Here is a 20,437-nt window from a genome sequence, read left to right as displayed (position 1 = left end):
ATCTAAAAAGGGAGCGATGAGCTCCCTTTTCTATTTGAAGTGATTAAATTGCATTTTACTGCTTAGCTTTTTTGCACTTTGGATACATTTTCAGGTTATATTCCGCGGCATATTGGGTTAAAAGCTTACGTTTTTCTAACTCTTCATCATCTCTTACAGTATCACTTATTCCTTGGATGATTTTTACCCCGCATAACTTAGCAGCGAACGCTCTTTCTTCAGTCTCTATACCCGGAAGAACATTACCACGTCCAGGCACCTGAAAAAGACGGTAATCTTCCGCGTTGAGCGCTTTCTGTGTATCCGCTTCTACTTGCTTCTCGGCAGCACAACCAGTCATGGCAACCAGAGCAAAGGGAAGAATTACTTTAATCATTTATTTCTCCTCACCCAAAATGCTGCAAGCATGAGTAAACTGAACCAGTTTAAGCTACCGCCGCTGCTGCTTGAAGATGATGAACCACCACCAGTGCTCGGCTTTGTCGCAACATTGATTGTTACCATTGCGGTAACCGTTTGAGATGTCTCGTCGGTGATCGTGTAGGTAAATGAATCAATACCCGAGAAGCCTTGTGCAGGTTGATAGCTGACTTCTGTTCCTGAGTTAATGACTGAGCCACTACCAGTGTAATGTATTGCACTGATCGTTAATGTACCTTGCCCCGCATCATTCGCTAATACATCGAGTACTGTTGCTGAGCTATTGTGGTCAAGATCATAGCTGTCATTTAGTGCTGAAATCTCGGCCGTGTTGGAGTTAACAGTAACTGTCAGTGTTCCTGTCGACGTTTGGTTAGCACCATCAAGGATTGAATAAGTGATGGTTTCACTCCCAACAAAGCTCGCTTGAGGTTGGTAGTTGATCACTGTATCTGTATGAGAAACCATACCTGCACCACTGTAGTTAGCTGCAGTGATCTTAAGTGTGCCTTCACCTTTATCGTTATTAAGTACGTTGAATGATGTTTGAGCGCTGCCTTGAGTAATCGCGTAAGCATCATCAACCGCTCTTACTTTTTCTGGTACCGCAACTGAGAAACCTTTCGAAACAGCAAAGAAGATATTGTCACTACATTGGATCATCAAACGTGCATTGTTAGACGCTTGAGCAGGGAAGCTTACCGATTCCAAACCATCATTATTGGTCGCAGAGAGTAAGGTTTGGTCGAATGTCACACCGCCATCGGTTGATAGTCGGATATCAACGGCAGAACAGTTTATCGGGGATTGAGCTGTGCCAGCTACGTCCCATTCGATATTTGAACTCCCCAATATTGTTGAGCCTGCTGTAGGTGTGATCACAACAAAAGGTCCGCTGTTACGATCGACTGTTACCAAAGTATCATCACTCGACACACCACCATTACCATCTCTTACTGTGAGCCTGAAGTTTAAATCTCGGCTGGTTGTCGCGTATGTTTCACCTTTTGTCAGTGTACCATCCACCACATCTTCCAACCTTGGTAGATAACGCGTAGGCTCGGCTGTTGGCATCCAAGAACGAAATAGAGGGCCGCTGCCATAATCGTTCGTCAAATTTGAGGAGCCCGTACCAGAGTCCATCTGCTCCCATACATAAGTCAGACTGCCAGTGCCCGTTGCTGAGCCAGTTAGTACCAGAGGTGTACTGGCTGGAACGGTATAGTCGCTACCTGCGTTGACTTCGGGTACTTTGGTTGCGGAAGTATTTACGGTTCCACAGCTTTGAGTTGCAAGATAGTCGTTGATCTCTTTGATACTGGCGGCATGGAAGTAGGCATCTGAGTTACCTTGTAAATCATCATCGCCACAGATACCAGCATATCCCATGATCGTGCTACCACTTCCGGGCTCGAAAGCGGTTGGATTGTTGCGGTTTGAACCTTCGCAATTCCACATATTGCCGTTGAATGTGTGGTTTGCACCAAACTGGTGACCGAGTTCATGGGCAACATAGTCAATATAAAATGCATCGGTTTCCGGGACGTCACTGCCTGTGACACCTGCCCCTTTCCTAAAATCATCACATACTGAGCCTAGTGCGGCCAAACCACCCCCACCAGTGGTAAAGATATGACCAATATCGAATGCGTCACTACCAAACTTCCTCGTCAGATCATCATGGTTGCGATCAATGTCGATCCCTGCATCAGAGTCGGTAAACGGGTCCGTCGCTGCATTGGTATATATATTGAAATTCACTAGCTCAAGCTGCACGGCTAAGTCTGATTTATATACCTGATTTACTCGGTTGATGGCTGTCGTGATCGCAGAGCGAGTCAAGGATTCTGTTCCACCATGATATCGTGAGTATTCACCAGTAGCAGAGACGATCAGCCTGTAAGTACGTGACTCAATATTTTCGCGGGAAGCAAGCCGATTTTGCGCCGTTTTTGCTTGGTTATTCTCTAAAACCTGATCCTGGAATGGGCTAGAGAGTTTGTGGTTGTAAGACACATAGTGGCCTGAACCATCAGGCTTTGGTTCCACATAAACATACTCGCCATTGTGGAGAAACATGCCGTGAAACCCTTTCGGCGTGTAATCGAATCGGCCTTGTATACTGGTATCACCAACGGCATGGCCAGTGTACGTTCTTAACTCTGGATATTTTGCCTGCATCTCAGGTGAGAGAATGGAGTCGTAGGCTAAAACAAAGTCAATCAGCTCTCCATTAGGTAAAGGCACCTGAAGCGTTAAATCACTCCTAGCTTGACCATTTGCAAAGTGACTTTTTAACTTGCCCGCATCAACGGCAAAGGTCGTTGATGATTTGCTACTTGTTGATTTTTCGGAAAAAACAGACTGCCAAAGATCGTTGGATAAGGCATCCGCACTGAACATCAATGACAGGGATATTGCGCCGACTAACTTGTTGTACTTCATTACCATTCTCTGATGTATGTATTGTATGAGTTAAATGTCTAACGAAAGTATTATAGATGCGGCGAATGATCAATAATTTATAAATACAACCAGTGATTTACGTAATCGAGTTCTAGATTTTTCCCTATTTAATGTGCTTACAGAATAGTAGCAGCTAAAAACAATGTTGCTGCCGTAGGTTCAATGAAAAATTGGTCACTTTTAGCTGCCTAATAAGGGCGTTTTCTCTTGTTTTGATTAGCTTTAAAGACGTTTAGCCGTGTGCTAATTCGCGGATAGTTTTGCACGAATGAACTCACTATGGTCGACATAGAGCAGCTCTGCTGTTTTGCGAATGACGGCATCTTCCAATGGATCAATTTCACCATCAGCGTACGCCACTTCCCACATACTCTTGATAAGTTCATAGCGAGTTTCTTGTGAAAGCTCGCGCAGTTGTGAAGTAAAGTCATAAAGAGAAGTCGATTCCGCTGACTTACTTTGAGCTTGAGTAAGCAGTGTACTGGCGTCTTCTTCCGTCAGCGAAAGTAACTTCATAATTAAAGAGTGTTTGCTAGCTTGCTCTTTTTCATCGATTTGGCTGTCTGCCCCAGCTACCTCGCAAAGGAGACATGCTATTGCCATATTGGGTGACAGCGTGTTGGATTGGCTAAGGTCTGAGCCTTCAATAAGTTGTTTAAATAATGAAGTAAGCGAATTAAACATGTTAAGCACCAAGCTGTTATCTATTTGTTTAAGATGGTATTGGTTTGAACAAATCTCAAGGTCTTGATGAAACTTGATCAAGATCTCATACGAATGAGAGGACATTATTGTTCAATACAGAATTTGACCACTAAAAAGTGGATTTATTCCTCTACCTTCGTTGGTGGGAAATGTATTGAGTTACCTTCACCAGTTAAAATACTGATATTACTTGGCTTACCATTTTCATCTAATCTCAGTTCACCAATTGCGCTTTGATTTACTAATCGATAGAAGTTGTGATTACTTGGGGCTCGTTTAAAAATTTTCAGACGCTTACGTTTAGTAAACCAGTTCAACGGTGAGCGGGGGCTGTACAAAAGTCTATCCATCGCATCACAAGCTGACAGCAATTGAGCAGGAAATTGGTTCTTAATCCCGCTACAGGTGATTTGGTAGATGTTCGGACTATTGCGGCGAAAACGCAGTTTGATGTCGTACGCGAAAGAGTAGTGTACATCTCCGGAAAGAATCACAAAGTTGGTCGGCGTTTTAGTGTGAGTGAAAATACTGATTAAGGTATTCGCACTGCCCGGATGAGCCATCCAGTTTTCAGCATCAATCAGCAGCGGTTGGCCACAGCTGGTCATGATGCGTTGCAGTGTTTCAATAAACTTTACACCGAACATTGGCGCAGCCGAGACGACGATCACTTTGTCTTGATGCATCAGTTCTTGCTGGAACTCGATCAAGGCTTCCCAATCCATCAAGCCAGATGGTTTGTTCATGCGTGATTCCGAGCGCCAACGACGAGTTCGGGTATCTAGCACCACCACTTTGGGTGAAGTGTGGATGGTATAGTGCCAGTCTTCGAATCGATATAAGTATTGGATGAAGTCGTCTTGAGATTCAGGCGTTAGTTCATCAAAGTAACGGCGTGCCTGCTCAATAAAAGGTGCATCGAACTTTTCTGGTGCGTTCCCCCAACCTTGGCATAACCAATACGCAATTAAGCTGTTACCAATAATACGATTGGAGAAGCGATTCTCATAGGCGGATTTTTCCCAGCCAACGGTCAGATTCCAGTCGTCAGTAACGTCATGGTCATCAAAGATCATGTAAGTTGGGACGTGTGCCAACAAACGTTGAACTTTATCTAAGCCTTCGATAAATGCATCGATATGGACTTTCTCATCACGCCAATGTTGCTGCCATTTTGGCTCGAGCGCTTTTCCACCGGTCGTGAATTGTCTATCCAATAAACGTTCGCGATTGACTAACGTCCAAGGTACTGGAGACCAAACGAGTAGGTACATTGCAAACAGTTCAGCAAAGCTGATTAAGTGGTTTTCACATTCACGCGAGCTGAAAATTGGTGTTCCCCGATGAGGGAAAAGCTTGGTGAGTAAACTGCCATCATCTACGTAGTGGGGCAGAATGTTATCTCGGCCATAAAAGCAATCTGGACTTTGATACAGTTCTTGCGTGTTTTTAATCGGCGCTTGTTCGAATTCTTCATCAGGCAAGCCTAGTAGCTCTACCAATTGTTCGATGGCATCCAGCATCGGCCCCGCCACATGATCGGCATAGATTTGGTCGCCGCTCATGAGCAGCATGTCAGGGCGCTCAGTGATTTGCTGGCTGGCAACCTTGGCGTCTGCTTGGACTAGTGTGTCTTTACTAAAATGATGTGGGTTACGGCAAGAGCCGTGCAGTACATAATCAGCTTTCTCGCTAATTAAAAATTCGACACCTTGCGCTGCTTGCTTGTCTTCGCCATAGATAAGATGGGGCATCAACTCGGTTAGCAAGCCCGATTGAGTATCGAGCTGATAACGCAGTGCTTTGTGGGTAGGAAATTTGCCTTGAAGTGTCAGCATACAAACCCAAGCGCGTTCGCCAACTTGCAATAGATGCTCTGTTGATACTGGCTGGAAATAGTATTGTTCACCAGTGCTAGCATCGCTGATTTCAACCAAGCCTTCGAGAGGTTGGGTTGTCACCAACCAAATGTTCACTTCCGTCGCGGTGACTTTTCTTAAAATCGGACCGGCAACAATCAGAGGAAGGGAGGAAAGTTCGTTGGTATTGAGCAATGTTGGCAAAGCGGTTCCTTATTGTTCTGAATCTTCTTCGAGTATTTCGATAACTTGTGAGCTGCTAAGTTCATGTCCCATCAGAAATAAACCTAACATCGCGTCAGCTTTTGAAGCATTGTCGCTATCTTCATCGAGAATTTGTTGCAGGCGAGTGCGAATCAGATCGATTTCATGCTCAACAAATCCGCGACCTTCCTCCTCTCCTTGTATTTCTTCTGGAGCGTTATCAAATTGAAGAAAAAGAAGATCACCATCTAATTGTGTACTAACTAACCGTTCGGGTAGCCAGGATTCTCCCATTACGATATCTGGATCGTTTTGTTGAGATAAATCGTTAAGAACGGTGATGAGTTCGGAAGCTTTCACATTAATTTCATTAGGTTGGGTTTAATCTATACGCATTTCTATAAGCACTGCGCTCTAGTCACTTGACAATGAACAGAACACTTATCTCTTTACCACAAAACTTTTTGGCACATTTGTTTACTAATGCACCAGACATAAAGCCTGTGAAGTTAGCGCAATATTAGTTACGATTATTGTAACGGCTAATACTTAAATAACATAAGCTTAAAATAGCATTCTGAGAACGTTTGGCTTTTTATCAACCAATTTTCCCTTTGGAACCTTATGAAGAAAACAACACAAGTAGTGGCTCTTTTGGCAACATCTGCTGTTTCCTTGCCCGCTTTATCCTCATCAGAACAAGAGTGGGGGATTGCAGCAATGTACCGTACAGCATCGATACCTTTTTATACAGCCAATGATGACTCAACGGTAAGCACGTTTGTGCCAATGATGTTCTTTGAAAACGAACACTTGTACATCGACGGTATCGAAGGCGGTGTGTTCTTATTTGATGAAAGCGATTCTAACTGGCGTACCAGTGCCATCATGCGTTTACGCTTTGTTGATATTCCTAAGTCCATTCAAAATGCGTTTGAAGGGGATCGTGTCGATTTCGGTGGCCAAATTCGTTATAACTTCGACGAAAACTGGCGCGCAGAATTTGAAGTCATGACGGATGACGAATTCCAATTTCATTCTAATTACCGTATCGCTGCTAATTATGAATTGGGCGATTGGGAGTTAGAACCCTCTTTTACCATTCGTTATAAAGATGCCGATTTCAACAGTACTTACTACTCGTTTGATGAAGTAACAGGCGAGAAAATTGGTGCGGGTATTGATGCGAATTTGGGTATCAAAGCACGTTACCACGTAATTTCTAACCTGTATCTATTGGGTGAAACCAGCATCACTCGTCTGGATAGTGAAGCGTACAATAGCCAAATCGTGGAAGATCGTTACCAAGGTGAAGTATTCGTTGGCTTTGGTTTCTTCAATGATAAAGGCAAAGATCGTAAGTCAGATTTGCGTAATCGTCCGTATCTCCGAATTGCACATGGCTGGGCAACGCCTTCTAACATGGGTGACATCTTTAAGTTCAATGCTGAGAAAGATGAATACAACAACCAACTGACGTCCTTCTTCTACGGGCATCCGCTGACAGACGAGCTATTTGGTTTACCTCTAGATATCTACCTAACCCCAGGTCTTGTTCACCATTGGTCGTCAGACGTGCAATCTTCTAGCACTGAATACGTAATGGCGATTAAAGCGTATTACACCTTTAATTGGCCTACGAAATGGCGTTTTGGTGTTGCAGAAGGTATGTCTTACATCGATAACATTACTTATATCGAAGGGACAGAGATGGAGGAGAAGGGCTATACACCAAGCAACCTGCTCAACTATCTCGATTTCTCATTGGATGTAAACGTCGGTGACCTGTTCAACCAAAAAGATTGGGAGAACATGTGGGTCGGTTACTCACTGCATCACCGCAGTGCGATCTTCGAGAACGCCTCTCAGTTTGGCCGCATCAAAGGTGGCAGTAACTACAACACGATCTACTTCCAGTACGATTTTTAAGCTTAGCTAAAAACATATATGAATAAGCCTCATCTTGACATGAGGCTTATTTATTTCCTGTTAATTGGTAATTATACTTATTTCTATTCTTCTGTATTTGTAATTGTTATCCATTCAATTTAAAAACTATTCTAATATTTAATTGAATTGACATCTCTCTGACCTATTAATATTTCATTCATATAAAACGTTGAAATGAAATATAAGATTGCATTTTGTGTTTTTTAATAATTGACTGTGGTCAAGATTATCACCCCTTAAATCTACAAGGATATTAATAGTGGCGGGTGGCCATGCCTTAGTTGCTCAAGGCTTGTGCTATCTAGCTTAATTGATGGTTTTGTAGAAATGTTGCTTTGATTTGCCTTGTGTATTAATTAAAGCGAAATTAGATATTTTCAATGAATGCCTATTTTGAAAATACAATCTCTATGTCTTTTATTTCTAACGAGTGTTCTTTCCCCACTTAAAGCCATTAATTAAGCGCCACGACCAAATTCAAAAACGTAATTTAGGAAAAAACCATGAGTCAAAATGGTAAGTTTAATATTACTCGGCGTGATGCTTTAAAGGGCGGTTCTGCACTTGGCGCTTTGGCGTTAGCAGGAAACGCGCTTTCTCTCCCGTTTGCAACTAAAGCGGTTGCCAAAGAAACGCCAGCAAAACCAAATGAAAAAATTGTCTGGTCGGCATGTACCGTTAACTGTGGTTCGCGTTGTCCGCTTCGTATGCATGTGGTCGACGGTGAAATCAAATGGGTAGAAACCGATAACACGGGTGATGATGTGTATAACCACAACCATCAAGTACGTGCTTGTTTGCGTGGTCGCTCTATGCGTCGCCGTGTTTACTCGCCAGACCGTTTGAAATACCCACTTCTTCGTGTTGGTAAACGTGGTGAAGGTAAGTTTAAACGCATCACTTGGGATGAAGCCTTTGACCTCATTGGTGACAACCTAAAACGCATCATTAAAGACTACGGTAATGACGCGGTTTACCTAAACTACGGTACGGGTACCTTGGGTGGTACGGTAACTAAGAGTTGGGACCCAAGCGCGACATTGGTTGCTCGTATGATGAACCTTTGTGGTGGTTACCTAAATCACTATGGTGACTACTCAGCAGCGAACATTGAATGTATGTCTGAGTATTTCTACGGCACTTGGGTAGACAACAACTCGATTGACGACGTGCAAAACGCAGATCTTTGTCTGATGTTTGGTAACAACCCTGCAGAAACTCGTATGTCGGGCGGTGGTCAGGTTCATAACTACGTGGACGCCAAAAACATCAGCCACACACGTACGATCTGTATCGACCCTCGTTACACCGATACTGCCGCGGGTCGTGAAGACCAATGGGTACCAATCAAGCATGGTACTGACGCTGCACTGATCGCTGCTATCGCACATGTATTGATCAGCGAAGATAAAGTCGACCAAGACTTCCTTGACCGTTACTGTGTGGGTTACGATCGCAAAACACTGCCTGCGTCAGCGCCAGAAAACGGCAGCTACAAAGATTACATCATGGGAACAGGTCCAGATGGTATCGAGAAAACGCCAGAGTGGGCACAGCCAATCACAGGTATTCCTGCTGATGTGATCTTGAAACTTGCGCGTGAAATCGGCGATGCAAAACGCATTTACATCACCCAAGGTTGGGGTCTACAACGTTCAGCAAATGGTGAGCAAGCGTGTAAAGCGATCATGATGCTGTCTCTGCTCCGTGGTCAGGTTGGTCTACAAGGCGGTGGTACTGGTGCTCGTGAGGGTAACCACTCTTACCCATTCCAACGCTTCCCGAAAGTACCAAACCCGATCAGCGCTTCTATCCCAATGTTCCTTTGGACAGACGCGATTTTCCGCGGCACTGAGATGACCGATCTTACTGATGGCATCAAAGGTGTAGAGAAGCTGCAAAACAACATCAAGTTCATCTGGAACTATGCAGGTAACTGCCTGATTAACCAACACTCGGACATCAACCGCACACACGACATTCTTCAAGATGAAAAAGCGTGTGAAATGATTGTGGTGATCGACAACCACATGACCTCTTCTGCGAAGTATGCCGATATCGTACTGCCAGACTGTACAACCTCAGAGCAATCGGATTTCTGTATGGATGGTGCGGCTGCATCAATGCCTTACTTCATCTTTGCAAGCCAAGCGATTCAACCTCGTTTCGAATGTAAGCCAATCTACGACATCATGTCTGGTGTGGCGAAGCGCATGGGCGTGTTTGATGAATTTACTGAAGGTCGCACTCAAGAAGAGTGGCTACAGTGGATGTACGCTCAGACCGTTAAACAAAACAACGATCCAAACCTGCCGTCTTACGATGAGATGAGAAAGCAGGGCATCTACAAGAAGCAATTCGACCGTCCATATGTGGCGTTTGAAGATTTCCGCCGTGACCCAGAAGCGAATCCGTTGCCTTCACCGTCAGGTAAGATTGAGATCTACTCAGAGACCCTCGCGAAGATCAACGAAGAATGGGAACTGGACGAAGATGAGTCCATCAAGCCATTGCCTGAATACGTTTCGACGTTCAACGGCTGGGATTCGCCAGATCGTAAAGAGTTCCCGCTTCAGTTGACGGGTTTCCACTACAAAGCACGTGCGCACTCTACGTACGGCAACGTCGACATCCTAAAAGCAGCAGCACCACAAGAGCTTTGGATCAACCCAGTCGATGCCGCTTCTCGCAATATTGATAACGGCGATTTAGTGAGTGTTCGCAGCAAGTTCGGTGAAATGAACGTTCGTGTAAAAGTGACCCCACGCATCATGCCGCATGTGGTTGGCTTAGGTGAGGGCGCATGGTACTCACCAAATGGTAAAGGTGTTGACCAAGCGGGTTCAATCAACGTATTGACGACACAACGTCCAAGCCCGTTGGCAAAATCAAACCCGAGCCATACCAACCTCGTTGAAGTGACGCTAATTAAGAAAATGGGGGCTAAATAATGAGCACAGCGAAGCAGTATGGCTTTTACATTGATTCAAGCAAATGTACTGGCTGCAAAACATGTCAGCTCTCTTGTAAAGACAACAAAGATCTGGGTATCGACCGCAACTTCCGTCGTGTTTACGAATACGTAGGCGGCAACTGGACGGAAGAAAACGGTGCGTTCCGTCAAAACGTGTTCGCGTACTACCTATCGATCTCTTGTAACCACTGTACTAACCCTGCGTGTACCAAGGTTTGTCCATCAGGTGCAATGCACAAGCGTGAAGAAGACGGCTTTGTTGTTGTCGATGAAAGCGTGTGTATCGGCTGTAAATCTTGTCACATGGCATGCCCATACGGCGCACCTCAATACAGCGAAGAAAAAGGTCACATGACTAAGTGTGATGGCTGTTACGAACGTGTCGCAGAAGGCTTAATGCCAGTGTGTGTTGATAGCTGTCCATTGCGTGCGATTGAGTTTGGTCCAATTGATGAGCTACGCGCGAAATACGGTTCAAACGCGGATGTGGCACCATTGCCAGACTCTCGCATTACGAGCCCGAACCTGATCGTGAAGCTAAATCCAAATGGTCGCCCAACCAATGACCGCACTGGTTTCCTACAGAATCCAAGAGAGGTGAAATAATGTTATACGAAGCACCATTAGTTGCCTTTACGGTTCTTGCTCAAACAGCGGTTGGCGCGCACCTAACGGTTAATGCGTTCGAGAAATTCGGCAAGCCACCACGCGTGACAGAACCTCGTATGAACATCGCACGTTTCGCAATTTTGGTTGTAATGGGATTGGGTTTCTTGTTCTCAACCACGCATTTAGGTAGTCCACTTCGTGCCTTCAACGCATTAAACCGTGTTGGTAGTGCGGCGCTATCTAACGAGATCTTAACGGGTGCAAGCTTTCTGTCTCTAGCGGGTTTGTACTGGTTGCTAACGATTCTAAAAATCGGCAGCGAAGGCGTTCGCAAAATTGTGAACTGGTTGTCTATCGCGGTTGGCGTGATTTTCATGTTCGCGATGGCAAATGTTTACCAAATCGAAACGGTACCAGCATGGTACTCACCAATGACAACGGTTGCGTTTTGGTTCACGGTCGTGACTTCGGGTCTGATGTTTGGTTACACGCTGATCAACGTATTGGACGTGACGGCTGAGAAAACCAATCGTCGCCTAATGTGGGCTGGTGTGAGCTTGATTGCGCTGAACCTAGCGTTCTCAGTAATGCAGACGATTTACTTCGCAGGTATCTCAACGGCGATTCACAGTGGCTTGGATCAAATCACCATGCTATCTGGCTATGTTGCTGGTCACGTATTGTTGCTTGTGGTTGCTGCTGCTCTTTGGGTATTCGCTGAGTTGTTTACCGCTGAAGGTCGTCAGAAGAACTTGCTGGCTATCGTGGCATTCGTTGCCTTGTTCGTTGCAGAGATTCTAGGTCGTAACGTGTTCTACGGCATGCACTTTACATCTGGTTTGTACTAATAATCGTTGTTTGTACTGATAACAATTAGCAGAGTGGGGCGAGTGTTCGTCCCACCTCTTTTCCGTTTTACTTAATCGAAGAATAAAAACACCAGTCATCAAAGGTACTTCATGCAAATTTCTCAACTTGAACCACAAGATACCAGCATCGTTCTTAAGCTGTTTGGTGCACTGTTTTACTACCAGCCAAAAGATTACCCAGCGGCAAATTTCGATACGTTGTTGAGCAATACTGATACGCCAATCGAAGCGCTCAATGACATGCTGCGCAGCTTTCAAAACGAGAGCGAAGAGACACTGCAAATGGAGCACGATCGCATGTTTGCCGGTATTGGTGAGATGCCTGCGCCACCTTGGGGTTCGGCTTATCTAGATAAAGAAGCGGTGTTGTTTGGTGAATCAACCATTGAATATCGTTACTTCTTGCAGCGTTGTGGTTTTGCTTTGGAATCTGACCAACGTGAGCCAGAAGACCAGATCGGCTTGATGCTGATGGTGTTAGGGATGTTGCTAGAAACTGACCAACAAAAACTGGCGGCTGAAATGCTGCGCGAGCACCTGATGACGTGGTTTGGTTTTTTCAACAAACGCTTCAAAAAAGCAGTGACTCTTGCGCCTTACTCAAAATTGTCGAGCCTTACTGAAGAATTGCTTCAATCCTTGAGTGAGCAATACCAAGTCGTTGTGCCAGCAAAGAGAGATTACTCGGATGCGCCAGTCTGAATCGGTTGATCTAAGCAAGCGACGTCTGTTTTCGTTCCGTTGCGCAACAGTAGAGCAAGCTCAAGAGCCTCGTGTAAAAGCGAGACCGCCGTATGCGGTGGAAGAGTCGATGTTCACAAGGCTATGTGATGGGTGCGGAAAGTGCGCTTCTGCATGTCCGAGCCAAATCATAGAAATGGTTGATGGCGTTGCCGCGTTAGACATCAGTTACTCGGCATGTGATTTATGCGGCGCGTGTAAGTCGGCGTGTCCTACATTGGCGCTTTCCAATCAAACAGAGTCTACAGGCTTGATTGCCACTATCTCGAACAGCTGCGAAAACTTATACGGTTATTGCGGTAGTTGCGAGGACAGTTGCCCTTATGATGCTTTGCAATGGCAAGATGATATGAAACCTAAAATTGACGCTGCCAAATGCAAAGGTTGCGGACAATGCGCGCAAAGTTGCTACAACAGCATGATCAGCTTTGACTTAAAACGATAAAAAAGGGATTGGCGCGAACCAATCCCTTTTTGTTTGTATTCAATGCTATTCAATCTTACGCCAAGGTTGCCAATTGGCTTTGTGCGTCTGAGATGCCTTTCGCTGCTGCGTCTTCGCCCATGTTTAGCGCTTCTGCGTAAACAAATTCCACATCCGTGATACCAACAAAGCCCAATACTGTGCGTAGGTATGGTGTCATGCTGTCGGTTGGTGAGTCTTTATGAAGACCACCACGAGTGGTGACTACGATTGCTTTCTTACCTTCAATCAGACCTTGAACGCCATTTTCTGTGTATTTGAATGTCACGCCTGCACGAGCAATCAAATCAATCCAGTTTTTAAGCTGGGTTGGAATCGTGAAGTTGTACATTGGTGCTGCGATAACCAAAGTATCTGCTGCTTTGATTTCTTCAATTAAGGTATTAGATAGATCAACCACCGCTTGTTGCTCTTGCGAAAGATCTTCTGTTGCACGTAGTGCTGTCGCAACGGAAAAGTCTAAAACTGGCAGTGGATTCGCAGCTAAATCACGAACTGTTAGTTTATCTTGGTCTACATTTTTGATGAAGTCTTCAACCAGTTTGTTTGATTGAGAGTAATCGCCAAGGATGCTTGACTTAAGAGCTAGTACACGAGACATATGGATTTCCTTTAATGAGTGCTTTCGGCTATGTGATGCATTATAGGCAATGCTCATAGACTCAAAACCCGATGGATTTGCTTAAGTTGTTCGAAAAAATTGAATGATTGCTGGATACTGCTTTCCGTTATCTTGTTCTAGCCCTTATGTGCTACAATCCGCGCAGTTTTATGTAATGAAAAGAATAGGAAACGCTTTGACTTCGTCACAGCCCCCAAAAAAGAATCCCGCTGAAGAGCAAGCGACACCGTCAAATGGTGCGCAAAATGCCAAAGCGAAGCAGGCTAATGCATCTCAAGCACAAGCTTCTCAGAATGCTGCGCCTCAGGCTCAAGTAAATAATGCGGCGTCACTACGCAAGGCACTTAACCAGTGCATGATGCGTGACCGCTTCCGCTTGAGTAAACGAATCTCTGGTGCAAGCAAAATCAAAAAAGATGCAGCGCGTAACGCTGTATTTGATGAAATCGCATTAGACATCGCCAAATCCATGATGGTTGTGGAGCAACGTAGTAGCTACAAACCAACGATTGAATACCCTGAAATTCTGCCAGTCAGCCAAAAACGCGACGACATTGCGAAAGCGATCGAAGAAAACCAAGTGGTTATCGTTGCAGGTGAAACCGGTTCAGGTAAAACCACTCAGTTACCAAAAATCTGTGCTGAGCTTGGTCGCGGTAAATTCGGTCTGATAGGTCATACTCAGCCTCGTCGTCTTGCGGCGCGTTCGGTTGCGAACCGTATTGCCGAAGAGATGGAAACCAAGCTTGGTGAGTTTGTTGGTTACAAGGTTCGATTCAACGATCAGATCTCTGAAAATACCCAAATCAAATTGATGACGGACGGTATCTTGCTGGCTGAAATTCAGCATGACCGTTTCTTGAATCAATACGACACCATCATTATCGATGAAGCGCACGAGCGCAGCCTGAACATCGATTTCATCTTGGGTTACTTGAAAGAGTTGCTGCCACGTCGTCCTGATTTGAAAGTGATCATCACGTCGGCAACCATCGACCCTGAGCGTTTTTCAAAACACTTCAACAACGCACCAATCATTGAGGTGTCAGGTCGTACTTACCCAGTAGAAACGCGTTACCGCCCACTAAGTGGTGATGACGATAATGATCGTGACCAACTTGAAGGTATCTTCGAAGCGGTAGACGAACTGTGCGATGAAGGCTTAGGTGACATTCTGATCTTCATGAACGGTGAGCGTGAAATCCGCGATACCGCTGATGCACTGTCTAAACGTAATCTGAAGAGCACGGAAATTGTGCCGCTTTACGCACGTTTGTCGGCGGGTGAACAGAACAAGATTTTCCAACCTCATGCTGGTCGTCGCATTGTACTGGCAACCAACGTAGCGGAAACCTCGTTGACGGTTCCGGGCATCAAATACGTTATCGATCCAGGTACGGCACGTATCAGCCGATACAGTTACCGTACTAAGGTTCAGCGTCTTCCAATCGAGCCAGTTTCTCAGGCGAGTGCGAACCAGCGTAAAGGTCGTTGTGGTCGTGTGGAAGAGGGTATCTGTATCCGTCTGTACTCAGAGGAAGATTTTGAGTCACGTCCGGAGTTTACCGATCCTGAGATCCTGCGTACTAACCTAGCGTCGGTTATCTTGCAGATGACGGCTCTTGGTTTGGGTGACATTCAAGCCTTCCCATTTGTGGAAGCGCCAGACAAACGTAACATCCAAGACGGTGTTCGTTTGCTGGAAGAGCTAGGTGCGATTAACGCAGAAGCGAAGGACGCGAAAAAACGCCTAACCAGCATTGGTCGTCAACTTGCACGCCTTCCAATCGACCCTCGTCTAGCACGTATGGTATTGGAATCACCAAAGCAAGGCGCACTGAAAGAAGTAATGATCATCGCGGCGGCATTGTCGATTCAAGACCCGCGCGAGCGTCCAAGTGACAAGCAGCAATCATCTGATGACAAGCACAAACGTTTCTTCCATGAAGACTCAGATTTTCTGACGTTTGTGAACTTGTGGGATTACATCCAGAAGCAGCAAAAAGCGCTGACAGGCAACCAGTTCCGCAAGCAATGTAAACAAGACTACTTGAACTACTTACGTGTACGTGAGTGGCAAGATGTGTACTTCCAAATTCACCAGTCGATGCGTGAAATGGAATTCAAACTTAACGATGAGCCTGCGTCTTACCATGGCGTACACAGTTCAATCCTAGTCGGTTTGTTGTCACACATCGGTATGAAAGACCAAGAGAAGAATGAATACCAAGGCGCGCGTAACGCTCGTTTCCATATCTTCCCAGCATCGGGTCTATTCAAGAAACAACCTAAGTGGATCATGTCTGCTGAATTGGTGGAAACCTCTAAACTTTGGGGTCGTATCATCGCCAAGATTCAACCTGAGTGGATTGAACCGTTAGCGAAGCACCTGATTAAGCGCAGTTACAGCGAGCCGCATTGGTCGAAGAAACGTGCAGCAGTCATGGCACACGAGAAAGTGATGCTTTACGGCGTGCCAATTGTACCGAAGCGTTTGGTGAACTATGGCAGTATCGATCCAACCGTCAGTCGTGAGCTATTCATTCGTAGTGCGCTGGTGGAAGGTGAGTGGGAAACTAAACACGCGTTCTTCAAGCAAAACCGCAAGCTTCTTCAAGAAGTGGAAGAACTTGAACACAAATCTCGTCGCCGTGACATCTTGGTGGATGACGATGAACTGTTTGATTTCTACGACCAACGTGTTGGTACTGAAGTAGTCTCTGGTAAACACTTCGATACGTGGTGGAAGAAAGCGTCTAAAGACAACAAAGAACTGCTGAACTTCGAGAAAGAGATGCTGTTCAAGGGCGATGCAAGCCACGTTACCGATTTGGATTACCCGAACTTCTGGCATCAAAACAACCTGAAACTTAAGCTGAGCTACCAGTTTGAGCCGGGTGATGACAGTGACGGTGTGACGGTACACTTGCCGCTGCCGATCTTGAACCAAGTCGAGCCTGCAGGCTTTGATTGGCAGATCCCAGGTCTGCGCCATGAGCTTGTGGTGAGTTTGATTAAATCGCTGCCGAAGACGGTGCGTAAGAACTTTGTTCCTGCGCCAAACTACGCCGATGCTTTCTTAGCTCGTGCAACACCGATGGAAGCGCCGCTGCTTGACTCGTTAGAGAAAGAGCTGCGTCGAATGACGGGTGTAGAAGTTCTGCGCGAAGATTGGAATATGGATCAAATTCCGGAGCACTTGAAGGTGACTTTCCGCGCGGTTGACCATAGAAATCGCAAGTTGAAGGAAAACAAAGACCTTCACGAATTGAAAGAGAGCTTGAAAGACAAAGTTCAAGAAACCCTTTCAAAAGTTGCGGATGACGACATCGAGCAAGAAGGTTTGCATACGTGGAGTTTTGGCGAGCTGCCTAAGGTGTACCAACAAAAACGTGGCGGTTACGATGTTAAAGCGTACCCAGCGATTGTGGATTCTAAGGACAGTGTTGAAATCAAACTGTACGAGACCGAATACGAGCAGGTCACGGCAATGCAAGCGGGTCAGCGCCGTCTGATCTTGTTGAACGTGCCGTCGCCAATTAAATACCTGCACTCTAACTTACCGAACAAGTCGAAGTTGGGTCTGTACTTTAACCCTTACGGTAAAGTGCTGGATCTGATTGATGACTGTATCGCGTGTGGTGTCGATAAGCTTATCGAAGAGCAGGGCGGTTTGGTTTGGGAGCCTGAGAAGTTTGATGCGCTGAAAGAACACGTTCGTGCTGAACTTGGTGATACCGTGGTGGAAATTGCGCAGCAAGTGGAAACCATCCTGACGACCGCGTTCAACATCAATAAGAAGTTGAAAGGCAAGATCGATTTCACCATGGCGTTTGCGTTATCGGACATCAAAGCACAAATAGAAGGACTGATCTTCAAAGGTTTCGCAACAGAATGTGGCTGGAAACGTCTGCCAGATATTCTACGTTACATGCGCGCGATTGAGCGCCGTATGGAGAAGTTGCCGATTGATCCGAATAAAGACCGTTTACACATGCTAAAAGTGGAGTCAGTAGCCAGTGATTATAAAGAGTTGCTGAACAAGATTCCAAAAGGCATGGTGATTCCGGAGAATGTAAAAGAGATCCGTTGGATGCTCGAGGAACTTCGTGTGAGCTTCTTTGCTCAACAATTAGGCACTCCATATCCGGTTTCTGATAAACGTGTCAAAAATGCGATTGATGCTTGCTAAGCGATCAGTACAATAGCGGCGGTTTTTCTTGTGGGGATTACTGACTAATCAATGGTTTGTCCAGTTATAGGCTCTATTGGTACAGTAATTGCAGATTTTTGGCCACAAGTGATTTTTAGTCATAAAAGAGGCAAAGGTTCGCCTCTTTTATGTTTGCAGTACCAACCTCTGCCCAAAGCAGAAGTGGGTAATAATAAAGAGTAAAGGTTGATGATGAAGAAAACTCTATTGGCAGTAGCACTTCTTGGTGCTTCTTCTGCAGCAATGGCAGACTCATGGATTTACGGCGGAGCGTCTGTAGGCCAGTCTGATTTTAAAGGCGAAAGTGACACTTCTTACTCAGTACACGTTGGTACAGGTATCCTGCCTATCATCGGTATCGAAGCAGGTGTAACTCAGCACGGTGAATTCAAAGTAGATGGCAAAGATACTAAGCTGACTTCTTACTACGCAGCACTTAAGCCAAGTATCGATTTCGGCCCGCTACACGTGTACGCAAAAGGCGGTATCCACCAGTGGGATAAGAAAGTTTCTGGCGGCACAAACGACGATGATTTCGATCTAATGTACGGTGTGGGTGCGGAATACTTCATTTTCGGTCCTATGTCTGTTGGTGCAAGCTACATGAACTACACAGCGGGTAAAGACGACATCGGTACTTTCTCTCTAAACGCGACACTGCACTTCCTATAATCATCGAGTTCTTCGAAGGTTTATTTGTAAAACGTCGGCAACATGCCGGCGTTTTTTGTTTGTAAATCACACAAATAAATATTGCTTATATTTTATTCGCCCACTTTTCGAAAAACGAGCTAGCTTTCTCATATAGTCTGGCTAGAAAAGCATAATAGACGCGAAAACACTCGTCTTATAGGCCAGTCTGGAATCCAATCAGAAAGGTATCACTATGAAAACAAAACTCTCGTTATTGGCTCTGGTGCTTTGTTCAAGTTCAGCGTTTGCTGACTCTTGGATCTACGCTGGTGGTCAAATTGGTCAGTCTGATATCGACAGCGAAAATGACACAACTTACGGCATTCATGTTGGCACGGGGATCTTGCCATTGATTGGTATTGAAGTTGGCTACTTTAACCATGGACAAGTTGACCTATCTTTAGGTGGAAACTCCGGCAGTGTGGATTTTTCTTCGTTCTACTTAGCTGCAAAACCTAGCATTGATTTTGGCCCTCTCCACGTATACGGTAAAGCGGGAATTAACGCATTTAATGTTGAATACAACGGATCATTAAGTTCTTTGGACAAGGATGATGGTGTGTCATATGTGGTTGGATTTGGTGCTGAATACTTCGTTCTGGATAACATTTCAATTGGGGCGAGTTATCAAGCTTTCGGCGTGGATATTGAAGGAGATAGTGATAGCTTAAGTAGCATTACTGGCAATGTAACATTCCACTTCTTGTAATACTGGTTTCGCATCACCCCCAAAGCACCTTTCATAGGTGCTTTTTTGTTTTTTGTTGCCTTTCTTCCGTTCTGACCTTGTACTTTTAAACCGGACTTTTGTCCTGAAACTTTGTCCCGCTTCCTCATTATGATTGCGCCATCAGAACGAACGAGGAAAACATTATGACTGCTCATATCGCAGGTTCTGCAGAAGATTTTGCTTCAACTGTTATCATGCCGGGCGACCCGCTGCGCGCGAAATACATCGCTGAAACCTACCTAGATGACGCCAAACTGGTCACGGACATTCGTAACATGCTGGGTTACACCGGTTACTACAAAGGCCAGCGCATTTCAGTCATGGGGCATGGCATGGGCATCCCATCAATGGTGCTTTACGGTCACGAGCTGATTAATGACTTTGGTGTGAAACGCATTATCCGAATCGGTAGTATCGGTGCGACGCAAAAAGACGTTCACATGCGTGACGTAATCTTAGCGCAAGCAGCAGGTACGGATTCACCAACTAACGCTAAGCGCAGCAGTGGCTACCACATGGCAACGTCTGCAACGTTTGAACTGCTGCACAATGCTTACATGTCTGCGAAAGAGAAAGGCATTGATGTCAAAGTGGGCAACATTTTCACTGGTGATCTTTACTACGATCCGGATGAAGACATGATCCCTGCACTAGAACGCTTTGGCGTGCTTGGTGTGGACATGGAAGTGGCGGGCTTGTACGGCTTGGCGCACCAATTCGGCATCGAATCGCTGGCGATTTTGACCGTGTCTGATCACTGCATTACTGGCGAAGAAACCACAGCAGAAGAGCGTCAGCTTTCTTTCAACAACATGATTGAAATTGCGCTAGAAACTGCGATTAAAGCTTAACCCTACGATTAAGTTTGTTTTGAGAGCTAGCTCGCTGGCTCTCAATC

Annotated in this window: 16 protein-coding genes; 10 read left to right on the top strand and 6 right to left on the bottom strand. The window is 45.4% G+C overall.

What is annotated here, in order from left to right:
- Positions 1-55 precede the first annotated feature (55 nt).
- The 5 genes from KIV41_RS21450 to KIV41_RS21430 all read right to left on the bottom strand — a co-directional run bounded on the left by KIV41_RS21450 (position 56) and on the right by KIV41_RS21430 (position 6,014).
- Positions 56-376 (bottom strand): hypothetical protein, encoded by a 321-nt coding sequence (locus KIV41_RS21450; protein ID WP_052447937.1) that lies wholly within the window; start codon positions 374-376, stop codon positions 56-58.
- The gene (locus KIV41_RS21445) at positions 373-2,865 is read right to left on the bottom strand and encodes a reprolysin-like metallopeptidase (protein WP_285337661.1); all 2,493 of its coding nucleotides are present in this window, start codon (positions 2,863-2,865) and stop codon (positions 373-375) included. Before KIV41_RS21445 ends, KIV41_RS21450 begins: the two co-directional genes overlap by 4 nt.
- Before the next feature lie 264 nt (positions 2,866-3,129).
- Positions 3,130-3,570 (bottom strand): TerB family tellurite resistance protein, encoded by a 441-nt coding sequence (locus tag KIV41_RS21440; RefSeq protein ID WP_045388248.1) that lies wholly within the window; start codon positions 3,568-3,570, stop codon positions 3,130-3,132.
- A 143-nt stretch (positions 3,571-3,713) separates the two neighbouring features.
- On the bottom strand, positions 3,714-5,654 hold the full coding sequence (locus KIV41_RS21435) for an alkaline phosphatase D family protein (protein ID WP_285337660.1): 1,941 nt from the start codon (positions 5,652-5,654) through the stop codon (positions 3,714-3,716).
- 9 nt (positions 5,655-5,663) lie between these two features.
- Complete coding sequence (locus KIV41_RS21430) at positions 5,664-6,014, bottom strand: hypothetical protein (protein WP_010447780.1); 351 nt, start codon at positions 6,012-6,014, stop codon at positions 5,664-5,666.
- 264 nt (positions 6,015-6,278) lie between these two features.
- Between KIV41_RS21430 and KIV41_RS21425 the strand changes: the two genes are divergently transcribed.
- From KIV41_RS21425 to KIV41_RS21400, 6 genes are all read left to right on the top strand, one after another.
- The gene (locus KIV41_RS21425; RefSeq protein WP_285337659.1) at positions 6,279-7,583 is read left to right on the top strand and encodes a MipA/OmpV family protein; all 1,305 of its coding nucleotides are present in this window, start codon (positions 6,279-6,281) and stop codon (positions 7,581-7,583) included.
- A gap of 524 nt (positions 7,584-8,107) precedes the next feature.
- Positions 8,108-10,555, top strand: coding sequence for a DmsA/YnfE/YnfF family dimethyl sulfoxide reductase (locus KIV41_RS21420; protein ID WP_252041974.1), 2,448 nt, complete (start codon positions 8,108-8,110; stop codon positions 10,553-10,555).
- The gene (locus tag KIV41_RS21415; RefSeq protein ID WP_005433785.1) at positions 10,555-11,184 is read left to right on the top strand and encodes a DMSO/selenate family reductase complex B subunit; all 630 of its coding nucleotides are present in this window, start codon (positions 10,555-10,557) and stop codon (positions 11,182-11,184) included. Before KIV41_RS21420 ends, KIV41_RS21415 begins: the two co-directional genes overlap by 1 nt.
- Positions 11,184-12,035 (top strand): DmsC/YnfH family molybdoenzyme membrane anchor subunit, encoded by an 852-nt coding sequence (locus tag KIV41_RS21410; RefSeq protein WP_252041975.1) that lies wholly within the window; start codon positions 11,184-11,186, stop codon positions 12,033-12,035. Before KIV41_RS21415 ends, KIV41_RS21410 begins: the two co-directional genes overlap by 1 nt.
- Positions 12,036-12,146: 111 nt before the next feature.
- A complete protein-coding gene (locus KIV41_RS21405; RefSeq protein ID WP_285337658.1) occupies positions 12,147-12,758 on the top strand; it encodes a molecular chaperone TorD family protein in 612 nt (203 codons plus the stop codon).
- The gene (locus KIV41_RS21400; RefSeq protein WP_252041977.1) at positions 12,745-13,242 is read left to right on the top strand and encodes a 4Fe-4S binding protein; all 498 of its coding nucleotides are present in this window, start codon (positions 12,745-12,747) and stop codon (positions 13,240-13,242) included. The genes KIV41_RS21405 and KIV41_RS21400 overlap by 14 nt, the downstream gene beginning before the upstream one ends.
- 55 nt (positions 13,243-13,297) lie before the next feature.
- Here the strand turns inward: KIV41_RS21400 and KIV41_RS21395 are convergent, their stop codons facing one another.
- The gene (locus tag KIV41_RS21395) at positions 13,298-13,882 is read right to left on the bottom strand and encodes an FMN-dependent NADH-azoreductase (RefSeq protein ID WP_252041979.1); all 585 of its coding nucleotides are present in this window, start codon (positions 13,880-13,882) and stop codon (positions 13,298-13,300) included.
- Between the two features lie 175 nt (positions 13,883-14,057).
- On the opposite strand from KIV41_RS21395, the gene hrpA reads away from it, so the two are divergent.
- The 4 genes from hrpA to deoD all read left to right on the top strand — a co-directional run bounded on the left by hrpA (position 14,058) and on the right by deoD (position 20,390).
- On the top strand, positions 14,058-18,095 hold the full coding sequence (hrpA, locus tag KIV41_RS21390) for an ATP-dependent RNA helicase HrpA (protein ID WP_373417618.1): 4,038 nt from the start codon (positions 14,058-14,060) through the stop codon (positions 18,093-18,095).
- Between the two features lie 213 nt (positions 18,096-18,308).
- Positions 18,309-18,788, top strand: a complete 480-nt coding sequence (locus KIV41_RS21385) for a porin family protein (protein ID WP_010447800.1) — start codon at positions 18,309-18,311, stop codon at positions 18,786-18,788.
- A 214-nt stretch (positions 18,789-19,002) separates the two neighbouring features.
- Positions 19,003-19,518, top strand: coding sequence for a porin family protein (locus tag KIV41_RS21380; protein ID WP_171305271.1), 516 nt, complete (start codon positions 19,003-19,005; stop codon positions 19,516-19,518).
- A 161-nt stretch (positions 19,519-19,679) separates the two neighbouring features.
- The gene (gene deoD, locus KIV41_RS21375; RefSeq protein WP_370445480.1) at positions 19,680-20,390 is read left to right on the top strand and encodes a purine-nucleoside phosphorylase; all 711 of its coding nucleotides are present in this window, start codon (positions 19,680-19,682) and stop codon (positions 20,388-20,390) included.
- The last annotated feature ends 47 nt before the right edge of the window (positions 20,391-20,437 follow it).

It is taken from the genome of Vibrio sp. D401a (assembly GCF_030248515.1).
In the GTDB taxonomy this organism is placed as follows: Bacteria; Pseudomonadota; Gammaproteobacteria; order Enterobacterales; family Vibrionaceae; genus Vibrio; species Vibrio rotiferianus.
Note: the sequence above shows the minus strand (reverse complement) of the source record. Positions and strands in the feature narration are given on the sequence as shown.